This window comes from Mycobacterium sp. NGS62 (assembly GCF_059812285.1).
This window is the reverse complement of the sequence record NZ_JCALCK010000008.1, coordinates 84,598-107,180: the sequence shown is the minus strand read 5'-3', so window position 1 is coordinate 107,180 and position 22,583 is coordinate 84,598. Positions and strand designations below refer to the sequence as shown.

Annotated in this window: 20 protein-coding genes and 1 pseudogene; 12 read left to right on the top strand and 9 right to left on the bottom strand. The window is 62.3% G+C overall.

Translation table 11 applies throughout. The features are described from left to right. Positions 1 to 19: 19 nt before the first annotated feature. From AC5Y49_RS18665 to AC5Y49_RS18655, 3 genes are all read right to left on the bottom strand, one after another. Complete coding sequence (locus tag AC5Y49_RS18665) at positions 20 to 676, bottom strand: methyltransferase family protein (protein WP_499889695.1); 657 nt, start codon at positions 674 to 676, stop codon at positions 20 to 22. A gap of 148 nt (positions 677 to 824) precedes the next feature. Beyond that, positions 825 to 1,925, bottom strand: a complete 1,101-nt coding sequence (locus AC5Y49_RS18660; protein WP_499889679.1) for a sulfite oxidase — start codon at positions 1,923 to 1,925, stop codon at positions 825 to 827. Beyond that, on the bottom strand, positions 1,922 to 3,316 hold the full coding sequence (locus AC5Y49_RS18655; protein ID WP_499889674.1) for an MBL fold metallo-hydrolase: 1,395 nt from the start codon (positions 3,314 to 3,316) through the stop codon (positions 1,922 to 1,924). The genes AC5Y49_RS18660 and AC5Y49_RS18655 overlap by 4 nt, the downstream gene beginning before the upstream one ends. A 187-nt stretch (positions 3,317 to 3,503) precedes the next feature. Between AC5Y49_RS18655 and AC5Y49_RS18650 the strand changes: the two genes are divergently transcribed. Further along, positions 3,504 to 3,731 (top strand): ribbon-helix-helix domain-containing protein, encoded by a 228-nt coding sequence (locus tag AC5Y49_RS18650; protein WP_499889672.1) that lies wholly within the window; start codon positions 3,504 to 3,506, stop codon positions 3,729 to 3,731. Further along, positions 3,728 to 4,144 (top strand): type II toxin-antitoxin system VapC family toxin, encoded by a 417-nt coding sequence (locus AC5Y49_RS18645; protein ID WP_499889693.1) that lies wholly within the window; start codon positions 3,728 to 3,730, stop codon positions 4,142 to 4,144. The genes AC5Y49_RS18650 and AC5Y49_RS18645 overlap by 4 nt, the downstream gene beginning before the upstream one ends. An 82-nt stretch (positions 4,145 to 4,226) precedes the next feature. Here AC5Y49_RS18645 and AC5Y49_RS18640 read toward each other — a convergent pair. Continuing rightward, positions 4,227 to 4,921, bottom strand: a pseudogene (locus AC5Y49_RS18640) (hypothetical protein); the annotation flags it as partial. Positions 4,922 to 5,228: 307 nt separating this feature from the next. Between AC5Y49_RS18640 and AC5Y49_RS18635 the strand changes: the two are divergent. Both AC5Y49_RS18635 and AC5Y49_RS18630 read left to right on the top strand, forming a co-directional pair. Then, on the top strand, positions 5,229 to 5,588 hold the full coding sequence (locus AC5Y49_RS18635) for a hypothetical protein (protein WP_499889671.1): 360 nt from the start codon (positions 5,229 to 5,231) through the stop codon (positions 5,586 to 5,588). A 68-nt stretch (positions 5,589 to 5,656) separates the two neighbouring features. After that, complete coding sequence (locus AC5Y49_RS18630; RefSeq protein WP_499889669.1) at positions 5,657 to 6,556, top strand: class I SAM-dependent methyltransferase; 900 nt, start codon at positions 5,657 to 5,659, stop codon at positions 6,554 to 6,556. 17 nt (positions 6,557 to 6,573) lie between these two features. On the opposite strand, the gene AC5Y49_RS18625 is transcribed toward AC5Y49_RS18630, so the two are convergent. From AC5Y49_RS18625 to AC5Y49_RS18615, 3 genes are all read right to left on the bottom strand, one after another. Continuing rightward, positions 6,574 to 8,007, bottom strand: coding sequence for a hypothetical protein (locus AC5Y49_RS18625; protein ID WP_499889667.1), 1,434 nt, complete (start codon positions 8,005 to 8,007; stop codon positions 6,574 to 6,576). A gap of 78 nt (positions 8,008 to 8,085) precedes the next feature. Continuing rightward, a complete protein-coding gene (locus tag AC5Y49_RS18620) occupies positions 8,086 to 8,841 on the bottom strand; it encodes a GAP family protein (RefSeq protein WP_499889691.1) in 756 nt (251 codons plus the stop codon). Positions 8,842 to 8,963: 122 nt separating this feature from the next. After that, a complete protein-coding gene (locus AC5Y49_RS18615) occupies positions 8,964 to 10,232 on the bottom strand; it encodes a glycosyltransferase (RefSeq protein WP_499889665.1) in 1,269 nt (422 codons plus the stop codon). Positions 10,233 to 10,460: 228 nt separating this feature from the next. Between AC5Y49_RS18615 and AC5Y49_RS18610 the strand changes: the two genes are divergently transcribed. Next, positions 10,461 to 11,855 carry a WS/DGAT/MGAT family O-acyltransferase gene (locus tag AC5Y49_RS18610; protein ID WP_499889663.1) on the top strand — a complete coding sequence of 465 codons (1,395 nt, stop codon included), beginning with the start codon at positions 10,461 to 10,463 and terminating at the stop codon, positions 11,853 to 11,855. Positions 11,856 to 11,962: 107 nt separating this feature from the next. Further along, positions 11,963 to 12,877, top strand: coding sequence for a sulfotransferase family protein (locus tag AC5Y49_RS18605; RefSeq protein WP_499889661.1), 915 nt, complete (start codon positions 11,963 to 11,965; stop codon positions 12,875 to 12,877). Positions 12,878 to 12,992: 115 nt separating this feature from the next. Here the strand turns inward: AC5Y49_RS18605 and AC5Y49_RS18600 are convergent, their stop codons facing one another. Further along, positions 12,993 to 13,790, bottom strand: a complete 798-nt coding sequence (locus AC5Y49_RS18600) for a GAP family protein (protein ID WP_499889659.1) — start codon at positions 13,788 to 13,790, stop codon at positions 12,993 to 12,995. A 459-nt stretch (positions 13,791 to 14,249) separates the two neighbouring features. Between AC5Y49_RS18600 and AC5Y49_RS18595 the strand changes: the two genes are divergently transcribed. The 6 genes from AC5Y49_RS18595 (at position 14,250) to AC5Y49_RS18570 (ending at position 20,405) form a co-directional block, all read left to right on the top strand. Further along, positions 14,250 to 15,530 carry a glycosyltransferase gene (locus AC5Y49_RS18595; RefSeq protein ID WP_499889657.1) on the top strand — a complete coding sequence of 427 codons (1,281 nt, stop codon included), beginning with the start codon at positions 14,250 to 14,252 and terminating at the stop codon, positions 15,528 to 15,530. A gap of 315 nt (positions 15,531 to 15,845) precedes the next feature. Next, complete coding sequence (locus AC5Y49_RS18590; RefSeq protein ID WP_499889655.1) at positions 15,846 to 17,090, top strand: argininosuccinate synthase-related protein; 1,245 nt, start codon at positions 15,846 to 15,848, stop codon at positions 17,088 to 17,090. 171 nt (positions 17,091 to 17,261) lie between these two features. Then, positions 17,262 to 17,903, top strand: coding sequence for a nitrile hydratase subunit alpha (gene nthA / locus AC5Y49_RS18585; protein ID WP_499889652.1), 642 nt, complete (start codon positions 17,262 to 17,264; stop codon positions 17,901 to 17,903). After that, positions 17,900 to 18,565, top strand: coding sequence for a nitrile hydratase subunit beta (gene nthB, locus AC5Y49_RS18580; RefSeq protein WP_499889648.1), 666 nt, complete (start codon positions 17,900 to 17,902; stop codon positions 18,563 to 18,565). The genes nthA and nthB overlap by 4 nt, the downstream gene beginning before the upstream one ends. Next, positions 18,562 to 18,930, top strand: coding sequence for a nitrile hydratase accessory protein (locus AC5Y49_RS18575; RefSeq protein ID WP_499889645.1), 369 nt, complete (start codon positions 18,562 to 18,564; stop codon positions 18,928 to 18,930). The genes nthB and AC5Y49_RS18575 overlap by 4 nt, the downstream gene beginning before the upstream one ends. 209 nt (positions 18,931 to 19,139) lie before the next feature. Then, a complete protein-coding gene (locus tag AC5Y49_RS18570; RefSeq protein ID WP_499889644.1) occupies positions 19,140 to 20,405 on the top strand; it encodes a glycosyltransferase in 1,266 nt (421 codons plus the stop codon). 232 nt (positions 20,406 to 20,637) lie between these two features. Here the strand turns inward: AC5Y49_RS18570 and AC5Y49_RS18565 are convergent, their stop codons facing one another. Then, positions 20,638 to 22,056: a cytochrome P450 gene (locus AC5Y49_RS18565; protein ID WP_499889642.1), complete on the bottom strand. Its 1,419-nt coding sequence runs from the start codon at positions 22,054 to 22,056 to the stop codon at positions 20,638 to 20,640. Positions 22,057 to 22,583 lie beyond the last annotated feature (527 nt).

The following is a 22,583-nucleotide window of genomic DNA, read 5'->3' as shown; positions in this document are numbered from 1 at the left end:
ACGCCAAGCCGTGCGGCGGTCACCACATAAGTGGCACTAGGCGATAACGCACCTTCTGCGTGTACTCCGGGTATCCGGCCAACTCTCTTCGGAGCAGTTTCTCTTCGTCGCGGATGCGCATGCTGAGCACGATCACGCCCGGTATGACGAAGACCAGCCCCCAGAAGGAGCCGAGCGCAAGTGGGGCGCCCACCATCATGATCACGTTGCCGGTGTACATGGGGTGGCGCACCAGTCCGTAGAGGCCGGTCGAGACGAGCGTCTGGCTTGATTCCACCCGGACGGTGGCGGCCGCGTGGCTGTTCTGAATGACCACCAGCATCATCACACTCAGTCCCACGGCCACCAGCACATCTCCGGCCAAGCAGATTGCCGTTGGCACCGGCGACCAGCCAAAGCGATGGTCAAGGGCGCTGACCACGAACATCGCCGTCAGCGACAGCCATAGGCCGCCCATCACCACCTTCTGCGCCGTTCGGGTCTCCGCGGTCGGCCCCCCGCGCATCCGTCGTTGCAGCGCAACGGGATTCGTACGTAGCAAGTAGGTGCTGGGAATCCACGTCGACAGGACGTATACCGCCAGAAAAACCCAGGCTTGCCAGTAGTTCACGGTGCCAGCCACCAAAAACAGCACCGTGCCGAACACAACCGGCTCAACGAGTGCGAATAGCAACATTTTAGGAGTGGTTTTCACACATCCTCCTTACCGGCACGATGATAGCGAGCACGAATAAACCCAGGTCGGGTGCGGCAAGTTTACGATGCCGATCCCAACGTCAGACCAACGCGTCGAGGTCGGGCGGCTTCGAAGGGCGCCGGCTGGCTTAAACGACGTGAACCGTGACTGTTTGCACGGCATTTGCTCCGTATCCCAGTCTGTTCCACCGGGGTTGCCTGGGCTGGGCACGACCGGCGTGGTCGACGGCGCACGCGCGGACCGTCACCGCTCCGGGGCGATCGAGCTCGATGCCCAGCTCCCACTGCCGCCATCTGCCCCGCACCGGACGACCCAAAAGGCGCGCCTGCTGCCAGGGCCGCTCGTCCACGCTGACCCAGACCTGGGCGATCGGCGCCGCACCGGACCACGCCAAGCCGCGAATCGTCGCCGTACCGCGGTGAAGCTGTTGTCCTGCAACGGGTTCCGTGGTGACCGCGCGCACTCGTTGTCGCCGAACCGGCGCGCTGACGGCCTGTCCGTCCTGCAGCCATTCGTAGCGGTATCGGTCGGTCTGGAAATGGCCTTCGAAGCTGTGGTCGATGACCTCGATGTCGGTCAACCATTTGACCGACGCCATTCCATACCACCCCGGAACCACCAGGCGTAACGGATAGCCGTGGTGGCGGGGTAACGGCGCTCCATTCATCGCATAGGCCAGCAACGCACCGCCGTCGGCGATGTCGGCCAGCGCAAGGCTGCGCTCAAAGAATGTGGTTTCGGCGCGTCCGTCGACGTGCCCGCAGTCGGCGCCCCGGAACACCACCTCGCACGCATCGGCTGCCACGCCCGCCTCGTCCAGGATGTCGACGAGTCGCACACCGGTCCATGCGGCGGTGCCCGCGGCGCCGAGGCCCCACTGCAGATCCGGCAACTGCTGGTCTAGCGTGGAGCGGTTGTTTCCGGCGCACTCCAGGGTCACGACCCGGGTATGGGAGCGTAGCCCACGCAACTTTTCGAGGCTGTACGTCTGGCGCCGCAGCACGTGGCCGCCGACCGTCAGCCGCCAGTCCGTCGCGTCCACGGCGGGGATGGCGAAGTGATTACGCACGTAGAAGTGATCGGCCGGGGTGATGTCGGTGCCGAGCATGCTGAGCAGCGGCGTTTCGGCGTTGAGCGGATGGGGGGTATGGACGTGCAAACCCGCTTCGACTGCCTGAGAGTAGGCCTCCTCCCATCCGATGGGTGGAGTGGTCAGCGCGGTGATCATCGGGCCGCGACCGGCTCGGCAACCGGCAGCGCCGCCCAGGCGCCATACCCGCCCACGAGATCAGAAACGTCGACAAAGCCGGCCGCGGTCAGCCAGCTCGCCGCGATCATCGAGCGGTAGCCGGCGGCGCAGTAGACGGTGGTCGGGGAGGTGCGGTCCAGTTCGTGGGCCCGTTGCACCAGCCGGCTCAACGGTATGTGCGCAGCGCCCGGGATCACACCGTTGGTGAGCTCGCCCGGATTGCGCACGTCCAGCAGCACCAATCCGGGTGTGTCGACCCGGTGTGTCGCCAGTGCCGTCGCGGTGAGTCGTGAACTGGCCTCGATCGCATCGGCATGGTCGAGGAAAGCGGCCAGCGGGTTGTCGAGGTAGCCGACGACATTGTCGTAACCGATCCGGCCGAGCTGAATGGTGGCCTCGAGTTCTCTACCTTCCGGGCATACCAGGACGAGACGCTGGTCGGGAGGCAGCACGCTGCCGACATATTCGGCGAACCGGCCGTCGAGGCCGACGTTGACCGATCCGCGCACGTGGCCGGCCGCGAAATCCGAGGGGTCGCGCGCATCGAGCACGACCGCGCCCGCGGATCGCTGCGCGGCCAGTGCGGTGAACGACAGCGGGGGCGGCGCGGTTGCCTCGTCGAGCAGTGGGCGCCGCTCGCGGTTGCGTTGGGCGGCGAAGGAGAAGTACGGCGGTGTCGGTGGCTGACCCGTGGTGACCGCGGCGACGAATTGCGCCTCGTCGCGCAGTGCCAGCGCGTGATTGGTCCGCCGCTGTTGGCCGATGGTGGACGAGGTGTCGGCGGAGACGTTGCGGGCGCACGGCGAACCCGGGCCGTGGGCGGGAAACACGCGAGTCTCGTCGGGCAGCGTCAGCAGTTTGCGATGTAGCGAATGGTAGAGCTGGTGCGCCATGTCGGCGCTGGTACAGCCGACACCCGACGTCAAGTCGGGCCGGCCGACATCGCCGATGAGCAGGGTGTCCCCGGTCAGCACGCCGTAGGGTGCGGCATGGTCGCGGTGCTCGTACACCACGATGCTGATCGATTCCGGGGTGTGCCCCGGGGTCGCTCGAATCTCCAGTGCCACGTCGCCCAGATGGAGCCGCTGGCCGTCGTGCAGCGATTCGATCGGGTAATCGGTGGTGGTGCCTGCGCCGTAGCAGATCGTGGCACCGGTCGCGGCGGCGAGTTCGAGGTGACCGGAGAGAAAGTCTGCGTGGCAGTGGGTTTCGATCACCCGCTCGATGAAAAGGCCGTCCTCCTCGGCGTCATGCCGGTAAGCCGCGATGTCGCGGTGCGGATCGACCACGACCGCACGGCCCGAGGCAGAGTCACCAATCAAGTAGGACAGCTGGGACAGGGAAGCCACGAAATACTGCCGGAAGATCATGTCGCCGCTCCTTTGGTGGGCAACCGGGTGCTTCGGAGCTTAGGCGCGACGAGCAGTGAACGCGAGTGTTTCAGTAAAAATACTGAGATTGGTAATCAAGGCCAATCTAGCCAGGTATCCGCATACGGCGGGCGTGGTGGGCACTTCTGGCCGGTGCACGATGGACAGCCGAGGTATGCTGGCATACATGAAACGGACGACGGTCAAGATCCCCGACGCGCTGGATGCTCGCCTGCGGCACGAGGCTGAGCGACGGAATTTGACCATCTCGGAGGTTAGCCGTGAAGCGCTCGAGGCATACCTTGGCACGACCGGTGCCCGTCGGCGCCTCAACGCAGCGGCCGCCGGCCGTAGCGGTCGAAGCGATGTCTCCGAGCGTATCGAGGAGATCTTGGCTGCCGAGGTCAGACCATAGGGGCAATTGTTGTCGACGCGGGTCCTCTATATGCCTATGTCGACGCCGACGACGCTCACCATGTGCCGTCGCTGGAACTTCTAAAGACCCATCCGGGTCCGTTGATCGTCCCGACACTCGTCATCACCGAAGTGGCCTACCTACTGGGCACCAGGCTGGGCGCCGAAGCTGAGGTGCGATTCCTCGGCGACCTGGCCGATGGTGCGTTCGCCGTCGAACCGGTAGCCGCGGGAGATTGGCTGCGGATCGCAGAGCTTGTTGCGCGGTACCGAGACTTGCCGCTTGGCACCGTAGACGCCTCCGTGGTGACCACAGCAGAACGGTTGGGCATCAGCGAGATCGCGACCGTCGACCGCCGTCACTTCACGGTCGTCCGTCCGTGCCATACCGAGAGCTTCACCGTTCTTCCGTGAACCCCCGGGTGTCGCCGGAGTCGGCTCACGCCAGCGGTAGAACCGCGCTGACGTGCGCACCACATTTGAGCCATTAGTCGCTTTAGTCGATGTCCCCAGTCAGGCCGAAGTCGGCCAGGGTGCTCGCGGTCACCTCGCGCAAGGCGGATTTGGTGTTCTCGGCGCCCGGTTGGTAGGCGCCGATACTGATGAAGATCTTGCCATTGATGCGCCCGGACAGAATGATCATTCGGCCGCCGAGTCGTTCCAGGAAGCGGCGGGTTTCGCGTTTGCCCGGTGCCGCGCGCATTCTCCACCTCGGCGACGGTGCCGTCGGGACAGCCGATCACCGACGGAAGGTCGCCGAGATACGAACAAAACACTGGGGCATCGGGGTCAGCAGTCATTGGCGACCATCCGTTTGACCGCCCGCGTCGGCGTGAACGAGGGCAGCCACAGGACCTGCTTCGCTTCGTCCTGGGTCTCTTTCATCGTCTTCAACGTCTGCTTGATGGCGGCCCGGATGTCGCTCAGATCCGTCGTCAGCCCAGTCGGGTCCACGGTGACCCGCGCATAAGACAGTGCCATCGCACGCGTGTCATCCTCGGTGCGATCACTCATCGGGATTTGCAGCGTGACGGCGCCGTCATCGGCTCGTCGGCGCCCGATGCGCTCGGCGAGTTTGGCAGCGAACGCGGCCGCCATCGTGTGACTCGCTCCGCCCAAAGCCTCCGCGCGGGCATCCCAATCGTCCAGGTCGATGTAGGTCGTGACAGCCGGCACGACGACAACGCCGTCGCCGTCGTGTTGCGCGGAGGTGACGGGTCGCGGCACATGTGAGCACAATTGACCGGGAGATTCACACGACCCTGTGCCGCTGACGGATGGCGCCGAGCCAGCTTGAGTTTAGAGCCGGCCGCTTGCTGCCAATACCGCGGAGGATTGGGGCATTTCGTTGGGTCACTCACCCACGGTGGCGCCGACAGCCAGCTATTTGCGTGTTCCTATGCGGCCGGGTTCCGGGTGGCGGCGCACCCATTGATGAGAGTAACCCGATCGGGTGCTACTGCCCGGAACCCTGCGCGGGTCCTGGCATACTCCACTGATGGCCCTCAGCCACGTACCCGCCCTGGACTTCGTGTGTAGTAACGCCGAGGGCCTCCCCTTCGCGGATCAGTACATCGACTACATCGGCACCGGTTGCCACGACCACGTCGCCAGCAGGGAGGCGGGTTTGCACAACTCCTCCGTGCAATTCATCGCGGAAAGGCTTACCAATGAAAAGGTTGTGCGCGGGCTGGAGAGGAACATCGGACGGTTCAAGAAAGTGAAACCGCCCCTTTCCGGGATCCTTAGACGATCGGTCTTTTTCGAAGTTCTGCCACAACCTGCGAAGCTGAGCAACGTGTTACCGAATGTACCGCTTCGCCCAGACAAAGCTTTGTTCGTTGGAGGGGCTGAGTGAACGAGATTAATAGAGAATGCCGGCTATGCGGATCGACGGGTCCCCATCGAACTATTGTGGTTCGCGAGATGATGTTCGGCACCGGAGAGCGGTTTGGATATTTTATCTGCGCCGCGTGCGACACGTTACAAATTGTGAATGAGCCCGAGGGTGAAGAGCTCATGCGCCATTATCCCGGAGGTTATCACTCGTACAACGAACCCGGGATTCTTCGATGGCTCATCACGCGGCAAGACCGCTATAAATTGCAGACCGGCGGCCGGCTGGTCGGTGCCCTCCTGGCGCGGCGCTTGCCCGAGGGCATCCTCCGCCTTCTCCTCGGAGGAGACGTCCTCGGAATGCTCGCTCAGCTTCCGCTTGAACGGAGCGCGCGAATCTTAGACGTGGGCTGTGGTAGCGGTTTGCTGCTGGAGCGATTGGCCAGAGTCGGATTCAGCAACCTGTCTGGCGCAGATCCGTTCATCCCAGCCGATCAGAAGACTCCTAGCGGAGTGCCGCTGATGAAGCGAGATTTGGGTAATGTGGCTGGCGAATTTGACCTCATCATGTTCAATCATTCGCTTGAACACGTTCCTGACCCGATCGCGACCCTCAAGTTGGCATACGAGAAGCTCGCTGCCGGAGGCGTTTGTTTGGCACGCGTGCCGACGACCTCATCCGAAGCATGGGCTACATATGCCGCCGATTGGGTGCAGATCGATGCGCCTCGGCATTTCGTCATACCTTCACGAGAGGCAATGGCACTGGCAGCTGAGAAGGCCGGGCTGCGAGTCGAGCGGACATTTGACGATTCGAATTTGGGTCAGTTTTTGGGAAGCGAAGCCTATCGGCGGGACGTTGCGGTGACTGACCCCAAAATCGTTCGGATGTTTGGGGCCAAGCAAATGTGGGAGTGGGCAAAACGCGCGGATCGACTCAACCGGCAGGGCCGTGGTGACCAGGCCGGCTTTGTTTTACGTGTCAAGTGAGGGCACGAACCCGTTCGTTAATAGATCTCGCCAGTCAGGCCGAACTCGGCCAGTGTGTCCCCAACCAGTTCACGCAAGGCGGGCTTTGTGTTCTCTGCACCTGGTTGGTAGGCGTTGACGGTGAAGTAGATCTTGGAGCCGCCTTCAACGCGCCAAGACTGCAGAGTCATCTGTCCGCCGGTTACCTCGAGCCACTGCCGCGTTACGCCCTGCCCAGTCACCCGCGTCAGGATGATCTCACCGTCGGTGCCATCCGGACGGAACACCACGGGGTCGAACTCGTCGAGATTTGAACAAAGCGTGGGAGCATCCGGGTCGGTGAGTCCCGCATCCACCATCCTTTTCAACGCCCGCTTCGGCGTGAACGGGACCAGCGAGCGCAACTGCAGTGCCTCGTCAGGCGTCTCCCGTAGAGTCCTCAGTGCCTGCCTGATGGCGTCACGGATGTCACGCAGATCGGTCGTTACTCGGCTCGGGTCGACGCTGACCGTCGCGATCGACATTGCGTTCGCACGCGTATCACCCTCGCTGCGATCGTTCATCGGCAGGTGCAAAGTGACGAAGCCGTCGCGAGCGCGTTGTCGCCCCAGGCCCTCGGCAAGTTTCGTACCCAACGCTGCGATCAGCGTCTTCCCCGTTCCGCCGAGAGCCTTTGCGCGGGCATCCCACTCATCAAGATCGACTTGTATCGAGACGGCCGGCACGACCACAGCATCATCGCCGTCACCCGCGCGGATGGCTACAGGTCGCCGTGCTGGCGACCGCGCACCATCCTGTCGCGCACCTGCCTGTTTCCGGGCCAGCCGTGCTGCCGTGACAAGCGCCCGGCCGACCTCAGGCGCCTCCCGTGCCGTTAGGCGGGCATCCTGAACCAGCGCACGCCGCCGCGTACGTGAATTCGATGGTAGGTAGCCAAGATCGTGCGTGTTACCAAGCACGGCATCGGCTACTACCATGTGGAGCCCGAGGCCGTCGACCACGTAGTGGGAAAGCACCATGGAGACCGCGGTCGAGCCGTCGGTAAGGGGAAGGACGCCGAAATGCCAGCCGGGTCCCCGTTCCGGATCAATGCGCACCTGTGAGCGTTCGTCAGCCCAGTCGCTGAGCTCAGCGCGTGGGCGGGCGCACTCACTGACATCAATATCGGAAGGCCGTCGACCTATGACCCACCGATGCCGCGCGAACGGCAGCGGAGAACGTTCGATGAGGCGTCCCAACATCCCGTGACCGAGATTGCGGTTGAGACGTTTCAGCCCATCAAGGTCGACATCGTGCTCATACAGCCACACGACTTGGATGACGAGGTTAATCCCGGCGGCACGATGCCCCGCGAACAATCCTTGGTCCACCAGCGCGAGCCGATTGTCCACTCGCTCATCCGCTTTGGAGATGCGTCTGTTGAAGGATGGTCGTGTACGAGCAATCCGGGCCGGCCGTCGGCTCATGGTCATGGCCGCAGAATAGACGGTGACTCGGTGCTCTCGCCGCGAATCGCCGTATGGTTACGATTTGGCCTTTTGGCCATCAGCTCAGATGACACCCGCGCCCCTGGCCACCAGCGAGAGCCCAACCACCGCGAAGATGGCCGCCAGGACCTGTAGGCGGTGAGCCAGCGCCCATTCGTGCAGCGGTTGCAGCACCGCTTGGGTTTTCGCTGGCGCCAGCAGATGGCTGACGAGGGTGATCTCGAAGACTGCAAACATCACGACGACGAACGCGATGGCGGCGATGACTTGTGTACCGATCGGGGCGCCCGAGGCCACGATCGTGGTGTCTACGAGTAGAAGCATGATGGGACCCGCCGGTATGAACGTCAAACCGACCACCAGAGCGACCCACAACGATCCGCTTTCCCACGCATTGTTCGCGTCGTCAACCAAGCGCCGGATTGCGGACCGGCGCTCCGTCGCTCCATCTTGGTCGCGGCTCTGCGGCGGCGAGATTGAGGTCGGTGTTTTAGAGCTGCCGACCGGTGTCGGCACGTCTTCCCGCCGACGCACCCGGGAGCGCATTGCGATCAGCGCGGAGACCAATAGTGCGACTACACCCATGCCGAGCTGAATGTGTCGGGCGGTGGAGTCTGGGCCCGCCGTGGCCAACTCATGTGCAACCGATCTGAACCCGGGCATGACATGCAGCATCAGCAACAGAATCAGCAGGGCGGGAACATTCGCTATCAGGCAACCGATCCAGCAGACAACCAGATTTTGGATCGGCCGCGGTCGGGAGATCAGAAGAAGGACAAGGCCGAGAAGTACGGGATTAAGCGCCCACAGAAGCGCCATCCCCAGCACGAAAGCCCACACGGCCCGGAACCCTACCCTGTCACGACCTGGCCGCAGGCCCGTTCTGCACGGCGCGGTCGGCTCAGAGCTTTGAGAGGGGCTGCCACAGTAACCATCCCACGTCAGTCAACACGGCTTAAGCGGACGAAACTTTCGAGGAGGTCGGCGGCGTTGGCAACGCTTTCGGCTGGCTTGGTCGTCTGGGCGGCGACCTCGCGGGCCCGAATGACATATTCGGGGTCGAGGATTCGGCGCAGGTCCGCGACCAGCGATTCCGGGCTAGTTGTCGAAAAACGCCGCCCCAAGCCAACTTTCAGTCGTTTGACCCGAGCCGCCCAGATCGCCTGGTCTGGTGCCGTCCAAAGGATCAAGGCGGGGACTCCTGCGCGCAGACTCGCGGCCGTGGTGCCCATACCACCGTGGTGCACGACCGCGGCGCAGGCCGGGAAGGCAGCTGCGTAGTTCACGGTGTCCACCACCTTGACGTGGTCAAAATGGGGGATATCGCTGAAGTTGCTCCAGCCTGAGCACACCAATGCCCGCTCGCCCAACTTCGCGCAGGCCGCGGCGATCATGGCGAGCGTGTCGGCGGGAGATTTGACCGGCGTGCTGCCAAACCCGAAGAAAATCGGAGGTGTCCCCGCGGCAATCCATGAGTTGACCTCCTCGTCGACATCCGTGGGTAATTCCATCGTCAGCGCGCCGACAAAGGGCCGTTGCCCATTGAATTTCGACCATTCGGCTGCCAGCCCAGGAAAGCAAGCCTCTTCGTAGGCCTGAATTTCCAGTGATCCACGCTCGGTGATGCGTCGCGGCGCGGAGCGCTTCGTCTTCGGCAGGCCCAATTCACGCCGCTGTGCGTCATCGAACTTCTTCACCCCACGCCAGTTCACCCACTCGTACCCACTCATTGCGTAACGGCCCAATGACCACGGCAGGAATGGCAGGGACTGATCGTTGGCCCGCACCGGGGCGATATGCAGCGTGGCCAACGGAATGTGGTAATACTCAGCGACATTAGCAGCGGAGTGCTCGAAATTCAGAAAGGTGACTAATAGATCGGCCCCCTCCGTCAGCGACCGCAGCGTCGTGGTGATCTGTTCCCAGTAGTGGATGATCGACTGCCCGATTTCGCGCCACAACCTGATCAGATCTCGGATCTTCCAGAAGTTGCGGAATGAACGCGTCCAGAAGTCGCGGTGCGCGCCCCACCACTCTTGTGTGTCCGGACCTAAGGCAACCGCCGTAAGCCCAGCCGACTCGGCGAAGCCAATCAGGTCAGGCGGAACTGCTAGGCGCACGTCGTGGCCGCGGCGCAGCAGTTCACGGCCGACAGCGACGCAAGGCTCTACATCGCCACGCGTTCCATAGCTTGCCAGCACACATTTCATCGCGGATCTTTCGGCATGAAAGCTTCCTCTGATCTGCAGCGAACTGCTTTGTACCTGTGGCGCTGGGTGGTCAGCGGCTAATCCACGACCGCGCCGGGCGTAGTGAGTTGTGACTATAACTCAGAAGTAATGAACCCAAAGCTGCTGCAAGTCCTCCGGCTGACAGCCTCCATTGTCATTGCGGGGTGAATGGCTTCGAAGACAAGCTGTCGGAAGTACGGTACGACGATGGACAACCTACTCGACCCGCTTGACCAGCTCACGTTTGACGCCGAGCGAGCGACGGGAGTCGCGTCGATGCCGCATCCCTTCTGGGTATACAACCGCCCGGTCGACATCGACGGTCTGCGGAAGTTCCATCAGCATCTTCAGCGCGGATGGTTGCCTCGCCGCATCGAACGGTCACCACTGCGGTTCGGCCGTCACCGCTGGGTATCAGCCGCCGGACCAACCGAGATTGAGATCGCAGCGACGCCCCGGCCGCGCGCAGAACTCGACGCCTGGCTCGAGGAGCAGGCCACCATTCCCATCGATGCAGAGCACGGACCCGGGTGGCACCTTGCAGTGCTGCCCTTCACCGACGGCGGCGCGGCGGTGAGCTTGGCTGTCTCACATTGTCTCGCCGACGGTGCCGGGTTGTTGGAGGCGATGGCGGACGCTACGGATGGCCGCGACGCCTCCATCAGCTGGCCTGCCGCTGGGTCGCGCCGGCGGTGGCAAGCGCTGCGCGAGGACGCCCGTCAAACCGTGCGCGACATTCCCGCTCTCGGCCGTGGTGCCGTTGCCGCGGTACGGCTGGCCCGGCGTGCCATGCGCGACGGTGCCGGAGGCGCGCCGTCCACCACGCCACTTAGACTTCCGGCTGGCGCCGACGAACCCGTCACCCCTCCAATGACAACGGCCTTCGTCGAAGTCGGCGAGTGGGAGGCCCGCGCCCAAGCGCTAGGCGGGACCAGCAACGCGCTCCTTATGGGATTGGCGGCCCACTTGGCCCAGCGAGTTGGACGGGTCACCGCCGACGGCTCGGTCCTCATGAGGATGCCGGTTAATCAGCGTGCCGTCGGTGATACGCACGCCAACGCGGTCAGTCATCTCAACGTCACGGTTGACCCCGCCCGCGCGACGACGGATCTGCGCGAGATCCGGGCCGCAGTCAAACAGGCGCTGATCGACCACCAGGAGCTGCGCGACGACGAGCAGGCAGTGATGTCCTTCGTTCCCCTGTTGGGTCTGATGCCCAAGCGGTTTGTCAGGCTGGTCGACAACACCGTCGTCTCATCCAATATCGGTGTGGTCAACCCGGCCGTCACCCGGCCAGACGGTACAGACGCCGATCTCTGGGCCTCAAGGCTTTCCTACCGAGGGGTGACCAAAACGTTGATGCACCGTTTGGGCGGAGCACTGTACGTGTTGTCGGGAATTGCGCAGGGGAAGGTCTTTGTCTCGGCCACTGTTTATCAGCCGGGTTATACCAACTCGAACGACGCTTTGCGACAAGACCTTTCGAAGACCTTGAATGACTTCTCACTCACCGGTACGTATATCGGAGCGCCCGCGGTCAAACCAGTGACAAATCAGCACGAGCGCCGGCGGCCTGTCCGACAGCAAGCCGCCAATCGGTGAGTCGTCAAGATCGGGAGCACTTTGCCCTCACGTACTATCAACCCGTCTAACGGGATCCAGTTAGAGCCCCAGTTTGTAGCTGAGTGATACGCGAAGGGTAGCGGCTAATGACAACATTCTTGTTCGTGCTGGGGATGGCCCGATCCGGGACCGCCGCACTGACACGGGTCCTGTCGCTATCTGGGGCCGCACTTCCGCCCGGGATGATCGGGGCCGCGAAAGCCAACCCGCGTGGCTTCTGGGAGCCACGTCAAGCCAGCTACCTCAACGAAAAAATCCTGCGCCGCCACCACAGCGGCTCCGCTGACCCCACGCTGCACCTGCACGAACAACCCGCCGACCGAAAAGATATCGCCGAAATCAAGGCCTACCTCACCGCACTGCCGCAGTCGGACCTCTACGTCATCAAGGATCTTCAGATGACCGCGATAGCCGGTATGTGGTTCGAAGCCGCCCGCATCGCCGGTTACAACGTCGGCACCGTGATCGCGGTACGCCACCCCCACGAAGTCATCAAGTCCGCCACCGCAATGATGCCAGTGATCAAACCCGAACTCGCCGCCGCGCTTTGGCTAAAAAACAGCCTGCTCGCTGAACGCTACACACGCGGGCTGCCCCGCGTGTTCGTGGAATACTCTCACCTCCTCAAGGATTGGCGGGGCGAGGTCAAAAAGATCTCCGCAGCCCTGGACATCGATCTCAAACCCGACGAGACGGCGATCAATGAATTTCTCGCCGTCGACGAACGTCATCAACAGGCCGACGGATCCGCATGCCCGGAACCATTCGGCACCGAATGGCTGACCACTACCTACCGCAATCTGCACCGGGCCGCGGATGGCGACACCTGGAGCCAAGACGAGTTAGACGGTGTCTTCTTCGACTACCGAGGCAGCGAACAACACTTGCGCACCGCGCTTGACAATTATCAGCGAGTCACCAAGGCGCAGCGCTTCATTCCACGCAAACTTATCTTCGAAATCGCCGCTCTCGCTCACCGACGCAAAGGCACCTGGGCCTGAAATTCGAGCGTCCTGAACGACGTTCGCTCGCGGTACGCATCCCCGAAACACGCGCCATTTGCGGAATCAGCGTGTCGAATCCACGACATAGGCTTCGATACGTTCCTGAGTTCCTTCAGATGCCTGCCATGGCGCTGGCCACCAGTGAGATTCCGGCTACTGTGCACATGGCTACCAGGATCTTCCGACGGTGTGCCAACGCCCAGTCGTGCAGCCGTTGCACTATCGCTTGTGTTTTCACTGGCGTGATCAAATAGCTGACTAGGGTGATCTCGACAACCGTAAGCACGCCGATGACGAACACTGTCGCGGCGGCGATTTGCGTGCCGATCGCGGCTCCTGAGGCCACGATGATAGCCAACAAGAATAGGCCCGCGTCGGGTTCCACCCCGCCGAATGCCACGCCGATCACAAACGCGACCCACAGCGATCCGCTTTCCCACGCATTGTGGATGCGTTGTAGAAGGCGTCGGATTGCCGACGTGCCCTCCGTCGCCGCGTCCTGTGTGCGGCCAACCAACCAGGAGATTGCGGCCGGTGTATTCGACTCCAGTACCAGGGTCGACGTCTTGTCCGCCGTGTGTTTCGGCCGATGTACCGACTGCCGCCGCCGCGTCAAAGAGCGCACTGTCAACACCGCGGCAATCGATAGCGCGAGCACACCCATGCCGAGTCGGATGTACCGGACGGTGGGGCTCGGGGCCAAATTGTCCGCAAACGATCGGAACATTGGTGTGACATGCAACAGCGTCAGCGGGATCACCACAGCGGGGATACACCCAATTAGGCAGCCGGCCCCGTAGGCGAGCAGGTTTTGCACGGGACGTGGCCGCGAGATCACGAGAAGGATAAGGGCGAGACGCACTGGGTTGAACGCCATCAGAAACGCCAGCGCCAGCAGTGAGCCCCACACGGCCGCAAACACTACCGTGTGTGTCTGCTGGCTTATCGAAGCAACCGCGGGTTTTTCTGACGCCGGTGGGCGCACGATTCCTGTGTGGTGTTGAGTGGCTGAGCCGTGCAGGGCTTCGGTGCTCAACCTTGGTTCAGTTTTTGGCAGCGAGGCTAACGGCGTGTTGCAGAGACGTGCCAATCGTTCAGATCTTTAGAGCCAAGCGAATCTGGGAGCGGGAAAAGCGCGGCGTACGACTCAATCGGAAGTGCTGCGGTGACCAGGCCGGTTTGCCTTACGGCAAGTGAGGCGTGCGCGAACAGCACGGTTGGGCGATAGTTCGTGTGCCCAACACTTTTGGGTTTCAGGTCGTTGGTGCAGGGTGTCGGGTTATGCTGCGCGGCGGTTGAGCATGCATATGGTCTAACTTGCGCTTTGGTTTCCCAGAACGCGAATGGGGAGGAAGGGCTGGGGGAAGCGATGAAGTTTGTGCTGACGTTCTATGGGACTCGTGGCGATGTCGAGCCCGGTGTCGCTGTGGCCCGCGAGTTGCTGCGTCGTGGGCACGACGTTCGGATCGCCGTTCCGCCGGATCTGGTTGGCTTTGCCGAGGCGGTTGGTCTTGTGCCGGTTGCGTACGGGCCAGAGGTGAAGGTGTGGCAAAGCGTAAACCATGACTTCATGGCACGTTTCTTGCGGAAGTTCTGGAAGAACTTCTGGAAGATCGGGGACCTGGTCGGATTGGTGCGTGAGAACTGGCAGTTGTTCACCCAGTGCTGGCAGGAGCTCAGCACGACACTAAGGTCGCTAGCTGAGGGCGCCGACCTGCTGTTTACCGGAGTTATTGGTGAGGAGTCGGCCGGTAACGTTGCGGAACATTACGGCATTCCGTTGGCCACGCTGCATGTATTCCCGATTCGGGCCAACGGCCAGCTCATTCCGGGTCTGCCAGCGCCGTTGACTCGTTTCATGATGAAGATGGGCGAGTGGTCGGCATTGCCCATGATGAAAAAGCTCGACGGCGCAGAGCGTCGTGAACTGAGTTTGCCGAAGGCGACAAAGCCTTCGCCATGGCGGATCGCCGAACGCGGGTCGCTGGAAATTCAGGCCTACGATGAGGTTTGCTTTCCGGGACTGGTTGCAGAATGGACGAAATGGGATGGTCGACGGCCCCTTATTGGCGCGCTGACAATGGAGTTGCCGACCGACGCCGATGACGACATAGCATCGTGGATTGCCGCTGGAACACCGCCGATTTTCTTCGGCTTTGGCAGCATCCCGGTCAAATCCGCCACGGATACGCTGGCAATGATCAGCACAGCTTGCGCGCAGTTGGGCGAGCGGGCGTTGGTTTGCACCGGCTCGAGCGAATTCAGCAATGTTCCTCATTTCGAGAACGTCAAGGTTGTGGGCACGATGAATTATGCGGCAGCCTTTCCGGCCTGCCGCGCGGTTGTGCACCACGGTGGTGCGGGCACTACGGCCGCGAGCCTGCGCGCCGGGATTCCCACCTTGGTCCTTTCGACCGACCTCGATCAGACGCTTTGGGGAGTTCGCGTCAAACGACTGAAGGTGGGTACCGCCCGGCGTCTTTCGGCCACCACGCAGAAATCATTAGTCAGAGACCTGCGCACCATCTTGGCTCCGGAATACGCCACCCGGGCCCGGGAGATCGCCACCCAGATGACCAAACCCGCCGAAAGCGTCGCGACCGCCGCCGACCTCCTGGAAAATTTCGCCCGGCTCAGAAGTGTCGGCTGACAGCAACGGCGGCTACGTCGAAACGAGCGGCGCCGGCCCGTCCACCGCCTGGCACGCGTCACCAGGTGGACCGACTACGGGGGACCTGCCAATCGTGCAGTTTGACAGAACTAGCGTGCCTTGAATCCGGGGGTGCTAGCCTGACCCAGTTGTAAGGATGCGGACCGTTAGTCGGGTTCGAGCCTTCCAACGTCGTCGGCGCGAGCTGTCGCTCTCGGATCCTCCGGCCGAACGATATTTGGAATGACAGGCATTTAGCGGACAACGGAGGTTTACACCTGTGACCACTGCTGGCAGCCCGAAAAGGGTTTAAGCATGGTAGCTGACTACATGAATCACAGGAAAGTCCGCTCCTTTTCAGATATACAGGAATTGTGTCACCGCAATGACACTATTGTGACATTGTGCGGTGGTGGATTAGACAGCGCGTATCTGTTAGCACAGCTGTCGAAACTTGATGTGCAACTTATTGCTCTGTCCGTCGATATCGGGGATGACTTCGATATCGAACAATTCTCATACCTCGCGGACAAATTTGATGTAAATGTCACGCGTCTCGACTGTAGAAAAGAATTTGTGGAGGAGTTTGTCTACCCATCGATTCTTGCTGGCGGCCGATATCTCGGTCAGCACCCCATTAGCGCATCGCTGTCACGACCATTGATCGCCAGAGTCGGGGTGGAGTTCGCGCGATCAGTCGGCGCCAAGTGTCTGCTCCACACAGCCAATCAGTCGCAGAATAGCTTGAGGAGGCTCAATGGAGCCATTTCCGACCTGGGCTTTGACGGTTACTTCGGATCGCCATACGAGGTCGATGCCCTGGCCCGCGACTTCAAGCGTTTAGAACTCCGAGAGGCGTTTGGCATCTCTGGGTTCGCGAATCGGTTGATAAGCGTCGACAGCAACTTGTGGTGCCGAGAGTTCGAGAGTGGCACCCTGGACGACCCCGAAGGTTTCGAAATCGATGAAAACCTGTATCAGTGGTCGGTCCCAACTGAAACGGCGAGCCGTGTCATCGAGCTGCGCTTCGATAGAGGACGTGTCGTATCCGTGGATTCGGAGCCTGTCACTGATCTTGTCGAACTGATCTCCGGCCTCAACGCGAAAGTTGGCCGTTACGGCATCGGACGGTTCTCCGGCCTCGAGCACCTAGAAGGTGGCGAGAAGGTCCTCGAGGTACGTGAGGCTCCTGCTGCAACACTCATCCTGGAGGCTTTCGCTCAGCTCGCGTCGGCGACGGTCGAGGTGGAGACACTTCGTTGGATGCGCACTCTTGGGGAAGCTTTGATTATGGAGGCTGTAGAGGGGCGATGGTTTCGCAATCTCCGAAAGGCGTTGCAGTCCTTCCTCGAAGTGAGCGCTCAACGCGTTAGTGGGGACGTCCGGTTTACTCTTCGAAACGGCGGGTTTGAACTCGCGGGCTTAAAGGCTGTATCACCGCTTTACATCCGTGACCGGGAGCAGTGGGAGTACCGAAAAGCTGCGGTCGCGAGGTCTGTTACGACAAGCGAGCTCGACGGCCCTTCCATCTTGACGGGGCGCAGCAGTGGTCTTGGCTAGCTTGTCGAACGGCCCGACGCTGGCAGGGAGCATCTACCCGGCCGCGAGAATGTGTTGCACGTGCCGGGGTGCCCGCCGCGTGACGTTGCCGTATACCGCTGGCCACCAGGAAGCTGCATGCGTGCCGCGCCGGATGATCCGAACTCGACAACGTAGGCATAGCGTCGAAGCATGAGCGGGCCCGGGGACCATGCTCGTGGCATCAACGCAGGTCACCCTAGCGAGATCGGTGAGATGGATCTGCGGGTAAGGGCGCTGGAAAGCGTGCTCGTCGACAAAGGGTACGTCGATCCGGCGGCACTAGACGAGCTCATTGATACCTATGAGACTCGCATTGGTCCCCGTAATGGTGCGCGTGTGATCGCTCGGGCGTGGGTTGATGCCACTTACCGCGACTGGCTGCTGACCGACGCCACCGCCGCGATCGCGTGGCTAGGCTATACCGGTCGGCAGAGCGAGCACATGATCGCAGTGGAAAACACGCCTCAGCGTCACAATCTCGTGGTTTGCACGCTGTGCAGCTGCTACCCATGGGCGGTGTTGGGCCTACCTCCCAAGTGGTACAAGAGCTCGGCGTACCGCTCGCGTGCGGTACGTGACCCGCGTGGTGTGCTGACCGAGTTCGGCATGACCCTACCGCCAGACACAGATATCAGGGTGTGGGATTCGACGGCCGAAGTCCGTTATCTTGTGCTGCCCATGCGACCGGTCGGAAGTGATGACCTCAATGAAGAGGAGCTCGCCGCGCTGGTGACCCGCGATTCGATGATCGGAACCGGTCTACCCTGCAGCCCGACGACCGTCGACGCATGAGCAGCGACGAGTACGTCACTCACGCCGATCTGGGCGGCCAGCTGGGATACGGTCCGATCAAGCTCGAGGCCGAGCGCGGACCGTGGCACGCGGCTTGGGAGCCGCGAGTATTCGCGCTTCAACTGTCGATGGGTGCTACTGGGGCCTGGAATCTCGACATGACACGCGCCGCGCGCGAGACTCTACCGGACTACGACCAACGCAGCTACTACGAAATCTGGTTCGGCGCGCTACTCAAACAGCTTGAGGAGCGGGGCTTGGTCTCCGCCGAGGAACTGGTTGCGGGCCGGTCGCTGCATCCGGCATGTGCGTTGCCGCGCGTCCTGCACGCGAACGATGTGCCGACACTGCAGGTTCGCGGCGCGCCCACCGAGCGGCTCGCAACCAAGGGTCCGCGGTTCACCGTCGGTCAGCGCGTGCGCACGATCGCGGGGCCCATCCAGCATCACACGCGGCTACCCAGCTATGCGCAGGCCAAGCCAGCGGTGATTGAACGGATGCACGGAATGCACGTCTTTGCCGATGCAAATGCCGGTGGTCACGGCGAACAGCCCCAGTGGCTGTACACCGTGGTGTTCCGGGGCGCCGAGCTGTGGCCGGACGCCGAGCCAGGCCTGACGGTGTCGGTTGACGCATGGGAACCGTACTTGGAGGCAGCATGAATCAGCCCGCTTGGGCTCCCGGGGCCGCCAGCGGCGATGAGCCGGTGTTCGCAGAGCCCTGGGAGGCAAGGGCTTTCGCGATCGTAGTTTCTTTGCACGGGCGCGGGTTGTACACCTGGGCCGAGTGGGCCGACGCACTGGCAACCCGAATCAAAGCGGCACAGGCAGCTGGTGACTCCGACATCGGCGACACTTACTACCACCACTGGCTCGGGGCACTTGAAGACCTGTTGGCGCGCAAAGGCATCGGCTCGTCCGAGACGGCGCGCTGGCGCGATGCGTGGGAACATGCGGCCAGCCGCACACCCCATGGCAAGCCGATCGAACTACAAGCCGATGACTTTGCCGCAAGACACAACAGCTGAGCGGCGCGTGCCGCAAAACCGAAAGACACCCCTCGACCGGCAGGCAGCGCAAGTCCCGGAGTGGCAATGATCGAAGCCGTCCCGGAACTTCTGGATGTCGGTCGGTCCCGCAGGTAGTGGGTTATGCTGCCCGGCAGTTGAACCTGCGGTGCGAGACGCGCACTTTCAATCCGCAGGAACTGCACGGGAAGTGAAGGGTTGAGATCCCGATGAAATTTGTGCTGGCAAGCTATGGAACCCGCGGCGATATCGAGCCATGCGTCGCTGTCGGCCGAGAGCTACTGCGTCGCGGGCACGAAGTGCGGATGGCCGTCCCGCCCGATCTGGTCGGCTTCGCCGAGGCGGCTGGTCCTGAGGCGGTCCCCTACGGACCAGATTTGCAGGACGTTCTGGACGCCCACCGCAACTTCTGGACTCATGTGTTTCGCAACTTTTGGAAAATCCAGGATCTGATTAAGTTGCGGCGCGAAGTGATGGAGCCCTTCCTCCAGTCTTGGACAGAGATCATCAGGACACTGACATCGCTGGCGGAGGGCGCCGATCTGCTGTTTACCGGCGTGAATTTCGAGGACGCCGCTGGCAACGTCGCGGAGTACTATGGCATTCCGTTGGCCACGCTGCATATGTTCCCAATCCGGGCTAATGGCCAGCTTCTTTCATTCCTGCCGGCACCGTTGGGCCGCACCGCAATGACGGGGGCCGAGTGGCTGGGCTGGCGCTCTGCGAGGAAGGTCGAGGGCGTACAGCGCCGTGAATTGGGCTTACCAAAGGCGTCAAGGCCCTCACCCTGGCGGATCACCGGGCGTGGATCGCTGGAAATTCAGGCCTACGACAAGGTTTGCTTTCCCGGTCTAGCAGAGGAATGGGCGAAATTCGCGGACCGACGGCGTTTTGTCGGCGCGTTGACGATGGAGTTGCCAACCGATGCTGACGACGAGGCCTTATCGTGGATTGCTGCGGGAACACCGCCGATTTTCTTTGGCTTTGGCAGCATTCCCGTCGGATCTGCCGCCGACACACTTGCGATGATTAGCTCGGCCTGTGCGCAGTTGGGCGAGCGGGCGTTGGTTTGCGCCGCTGGGACTGACTACAGCCACGTGCCGCCGGTCGAGCACGTGAAAGTGGTGGGCACGCTGAATTACGCGGCCGCCTTTCCCGCCTGCCGCGCGGTCGTGCACCACGGCGGTACGGGTACCACGGCCATAGGGTTGCGCGCTGGAGTGCCCCAGCTGATCCTTTCGACGGACTTCGACCAGACGCTCTGGGGATCTCGGGTCAAACGACTGAAGGTGGGCGCCACTCGGCGTCTCTCGGCCACTACGGAAGAAACTCTGGTCGCAGATTTACGCACCATCTCGGCCGCGCCATACGCTGCGCGGGCCCGCGAGATCGCCACTCAGGTGACCAAACCCGCCGAATGCATTACGGCCGCCGCCGACCTTGTGGAAAATTTCGCCAGCCTCAGTTCTCGATGACTCAGCGACACCCGTCCAATCGAACACCGAAGCGCGGCATGCGATGACGCCGCTGATCGCCGTCTATGCACTGGGCGACACCCGTTGTCTAACAGAGATTCACGCTCTGTCCTAGATCCGACGCTAGGCCGCCGGAAAGTGATGTCGACCTAGGTCGCAGCGGCCAAGTTGTTACGCGGTAGCTGGATGCGCCAGCGTAAATTGTGCGGTCGCACAATGCATTACAGCACCGCTACTTCTGCGACGAGTCGTTCGGCGGTGTTGTGCCGTTGGTCTGCGCAGGACACCGGGGGGTGTCTGTTGCCTGCGATGCTGGCCTGACGTCCTTGATCGCCCGGACTTCGATCCGCGCCCCACGATGTGGCACGAAGGTGACGTGCTTCAGCTTCCGCTTCTCATCGGCTGCTGTAGTGGTGCTCAACTCGACGCGTCGCAGGATCTCACGCAACACAACGCGCGTCTCGACCATAGCGAAGCTGGCTCCGAGGCAACGGCGGGCGCCGCCGCCGAACGGCAACCAGGTGGTCGGACTCAGGTCCGCGCCAATCATTCGCTCCGGGTCGAACCCGTCCGGATCCGGATACAGGGCGGCGCTCGCGTGCACGAGACCAATCGCCGGGTTCACTATGGTGCCTGGCGGCAGGCGGTAGCCGCCCACCTCGGTCGGCTCGGTCAGGAGCCGGGCCGAACTGAATACCGCCGGGCGGATCCGCAGCGTCTCTTTTACCACCGCTTCGAGGTACTCGTCGCCTGCCGGATCGCCGGCCGCGCTGGCGCCGGCAGCCCGCACCGCCTTGGCCAACGCGCCCGGGTGGCGGGTCAGGCGCTCCAGCGCCCAGGCCAGCGTCGACGCGGTGGTCTCGTGGCCAGCCCCGATCAGCGTTAGGAGTTGGTCGCGCAGTTCGCGGTCATCCATCCCGCGTCCGTCGTCGTCCGCAGCGCGGATCAGCATCGCCAGCACATCGGCGCGTTCGGCCAGGTCGGGATTGGCACGACGCTCGGCGATCTCGGTGTAGAGGAGAGCGTCGACTTCCGCGAAGCGCCGGCCCAACCCTCGCCACGGGCGACGCTGCCGCAGGTTCGGCTTCGCAATCGCCGGCGTCTCCCACGGGCTCAGATAGAGAAGCGCGGGCACGACCTTGCGAAGCGAGGCCAGACGGGCCGGATCTGTGGCGCCGATGACGGTCCGCAAGATCACCTCCAGGGTGATCTCAGTCATCCTGGCCGCCGCCGGGAAACTTTTGCCTATGGGCCATCGGGCGATGTTCGCGGCAGCGATCTCGGCCATCTGACCAGCCTGGTGCGCGACGGCATCGCGATGAAACGCCGGCATCATGAGACGACGCCGGTCGCGGTGCTCATCCTCGTCGAGGACAAACAGAGAACTTTCGCCGAGCAGCCCGCCCAACATCGCGTTCGCTTCGCCGGCATGAAAAACCCGCGGATCGCCGGCGAACACCGTCTTGATGTCGGCGGGATTCGCGAGATATACCATTGTGCCCTTCAGCGGTTCACGCACCGCGAACACGTCGCCGTAGCGGCGTTGGCATGCGGTCAAAAAGCGTAACCCGTAGCGCAACGTCAATAAGGACTGCACAAATAGGGGAAGGGGAGGTCCGGGCGGCAGTGTGGTAGACGCGGTATCGGTCACCCGCCGATCGTAGCTATCAGCTATTGGCAGGGATCGCCGGGATGATCGCAATCGGTGCCACCGACTGGTTGACGCTGCTAGCGTCGATTGTGACGGGGTTACCTGGCGGCCATGTGCTGATTTGGCCGGGACGTTTCGAGGCAGCATTTCCGAACTAGAGTTTTGGATGCCATTGACCTGGGTGGCGTTCTATTTGGTAGCTTCACTTGAGGTAACGCGAGCCTTGCGCAGCGCAGCTATTACTGAGCGGTAGGTCACACCGAGATTTTGTCCAAAATCCGGACATGCCTGGCCGCCTCCACTATGGTCTGGAGCGAGATTTACACGTGTCGACTGTGAGGTACGAGGAATCGGTGGGCGTCAATCCGTTCGGCTGCGACAGCGGCAGGTTTTCGGCCAGTGACAGGCGACGCGGCCTGCGGCGGGTGCGGTTCGGCAAAGCGGATCGACCTGCGGGTTCGGGCTACTGCGACCAGGGCTGGCCGCACATGCGGTCGAAGACTCTGCGCGAGAGGCTGGTAGCGGTC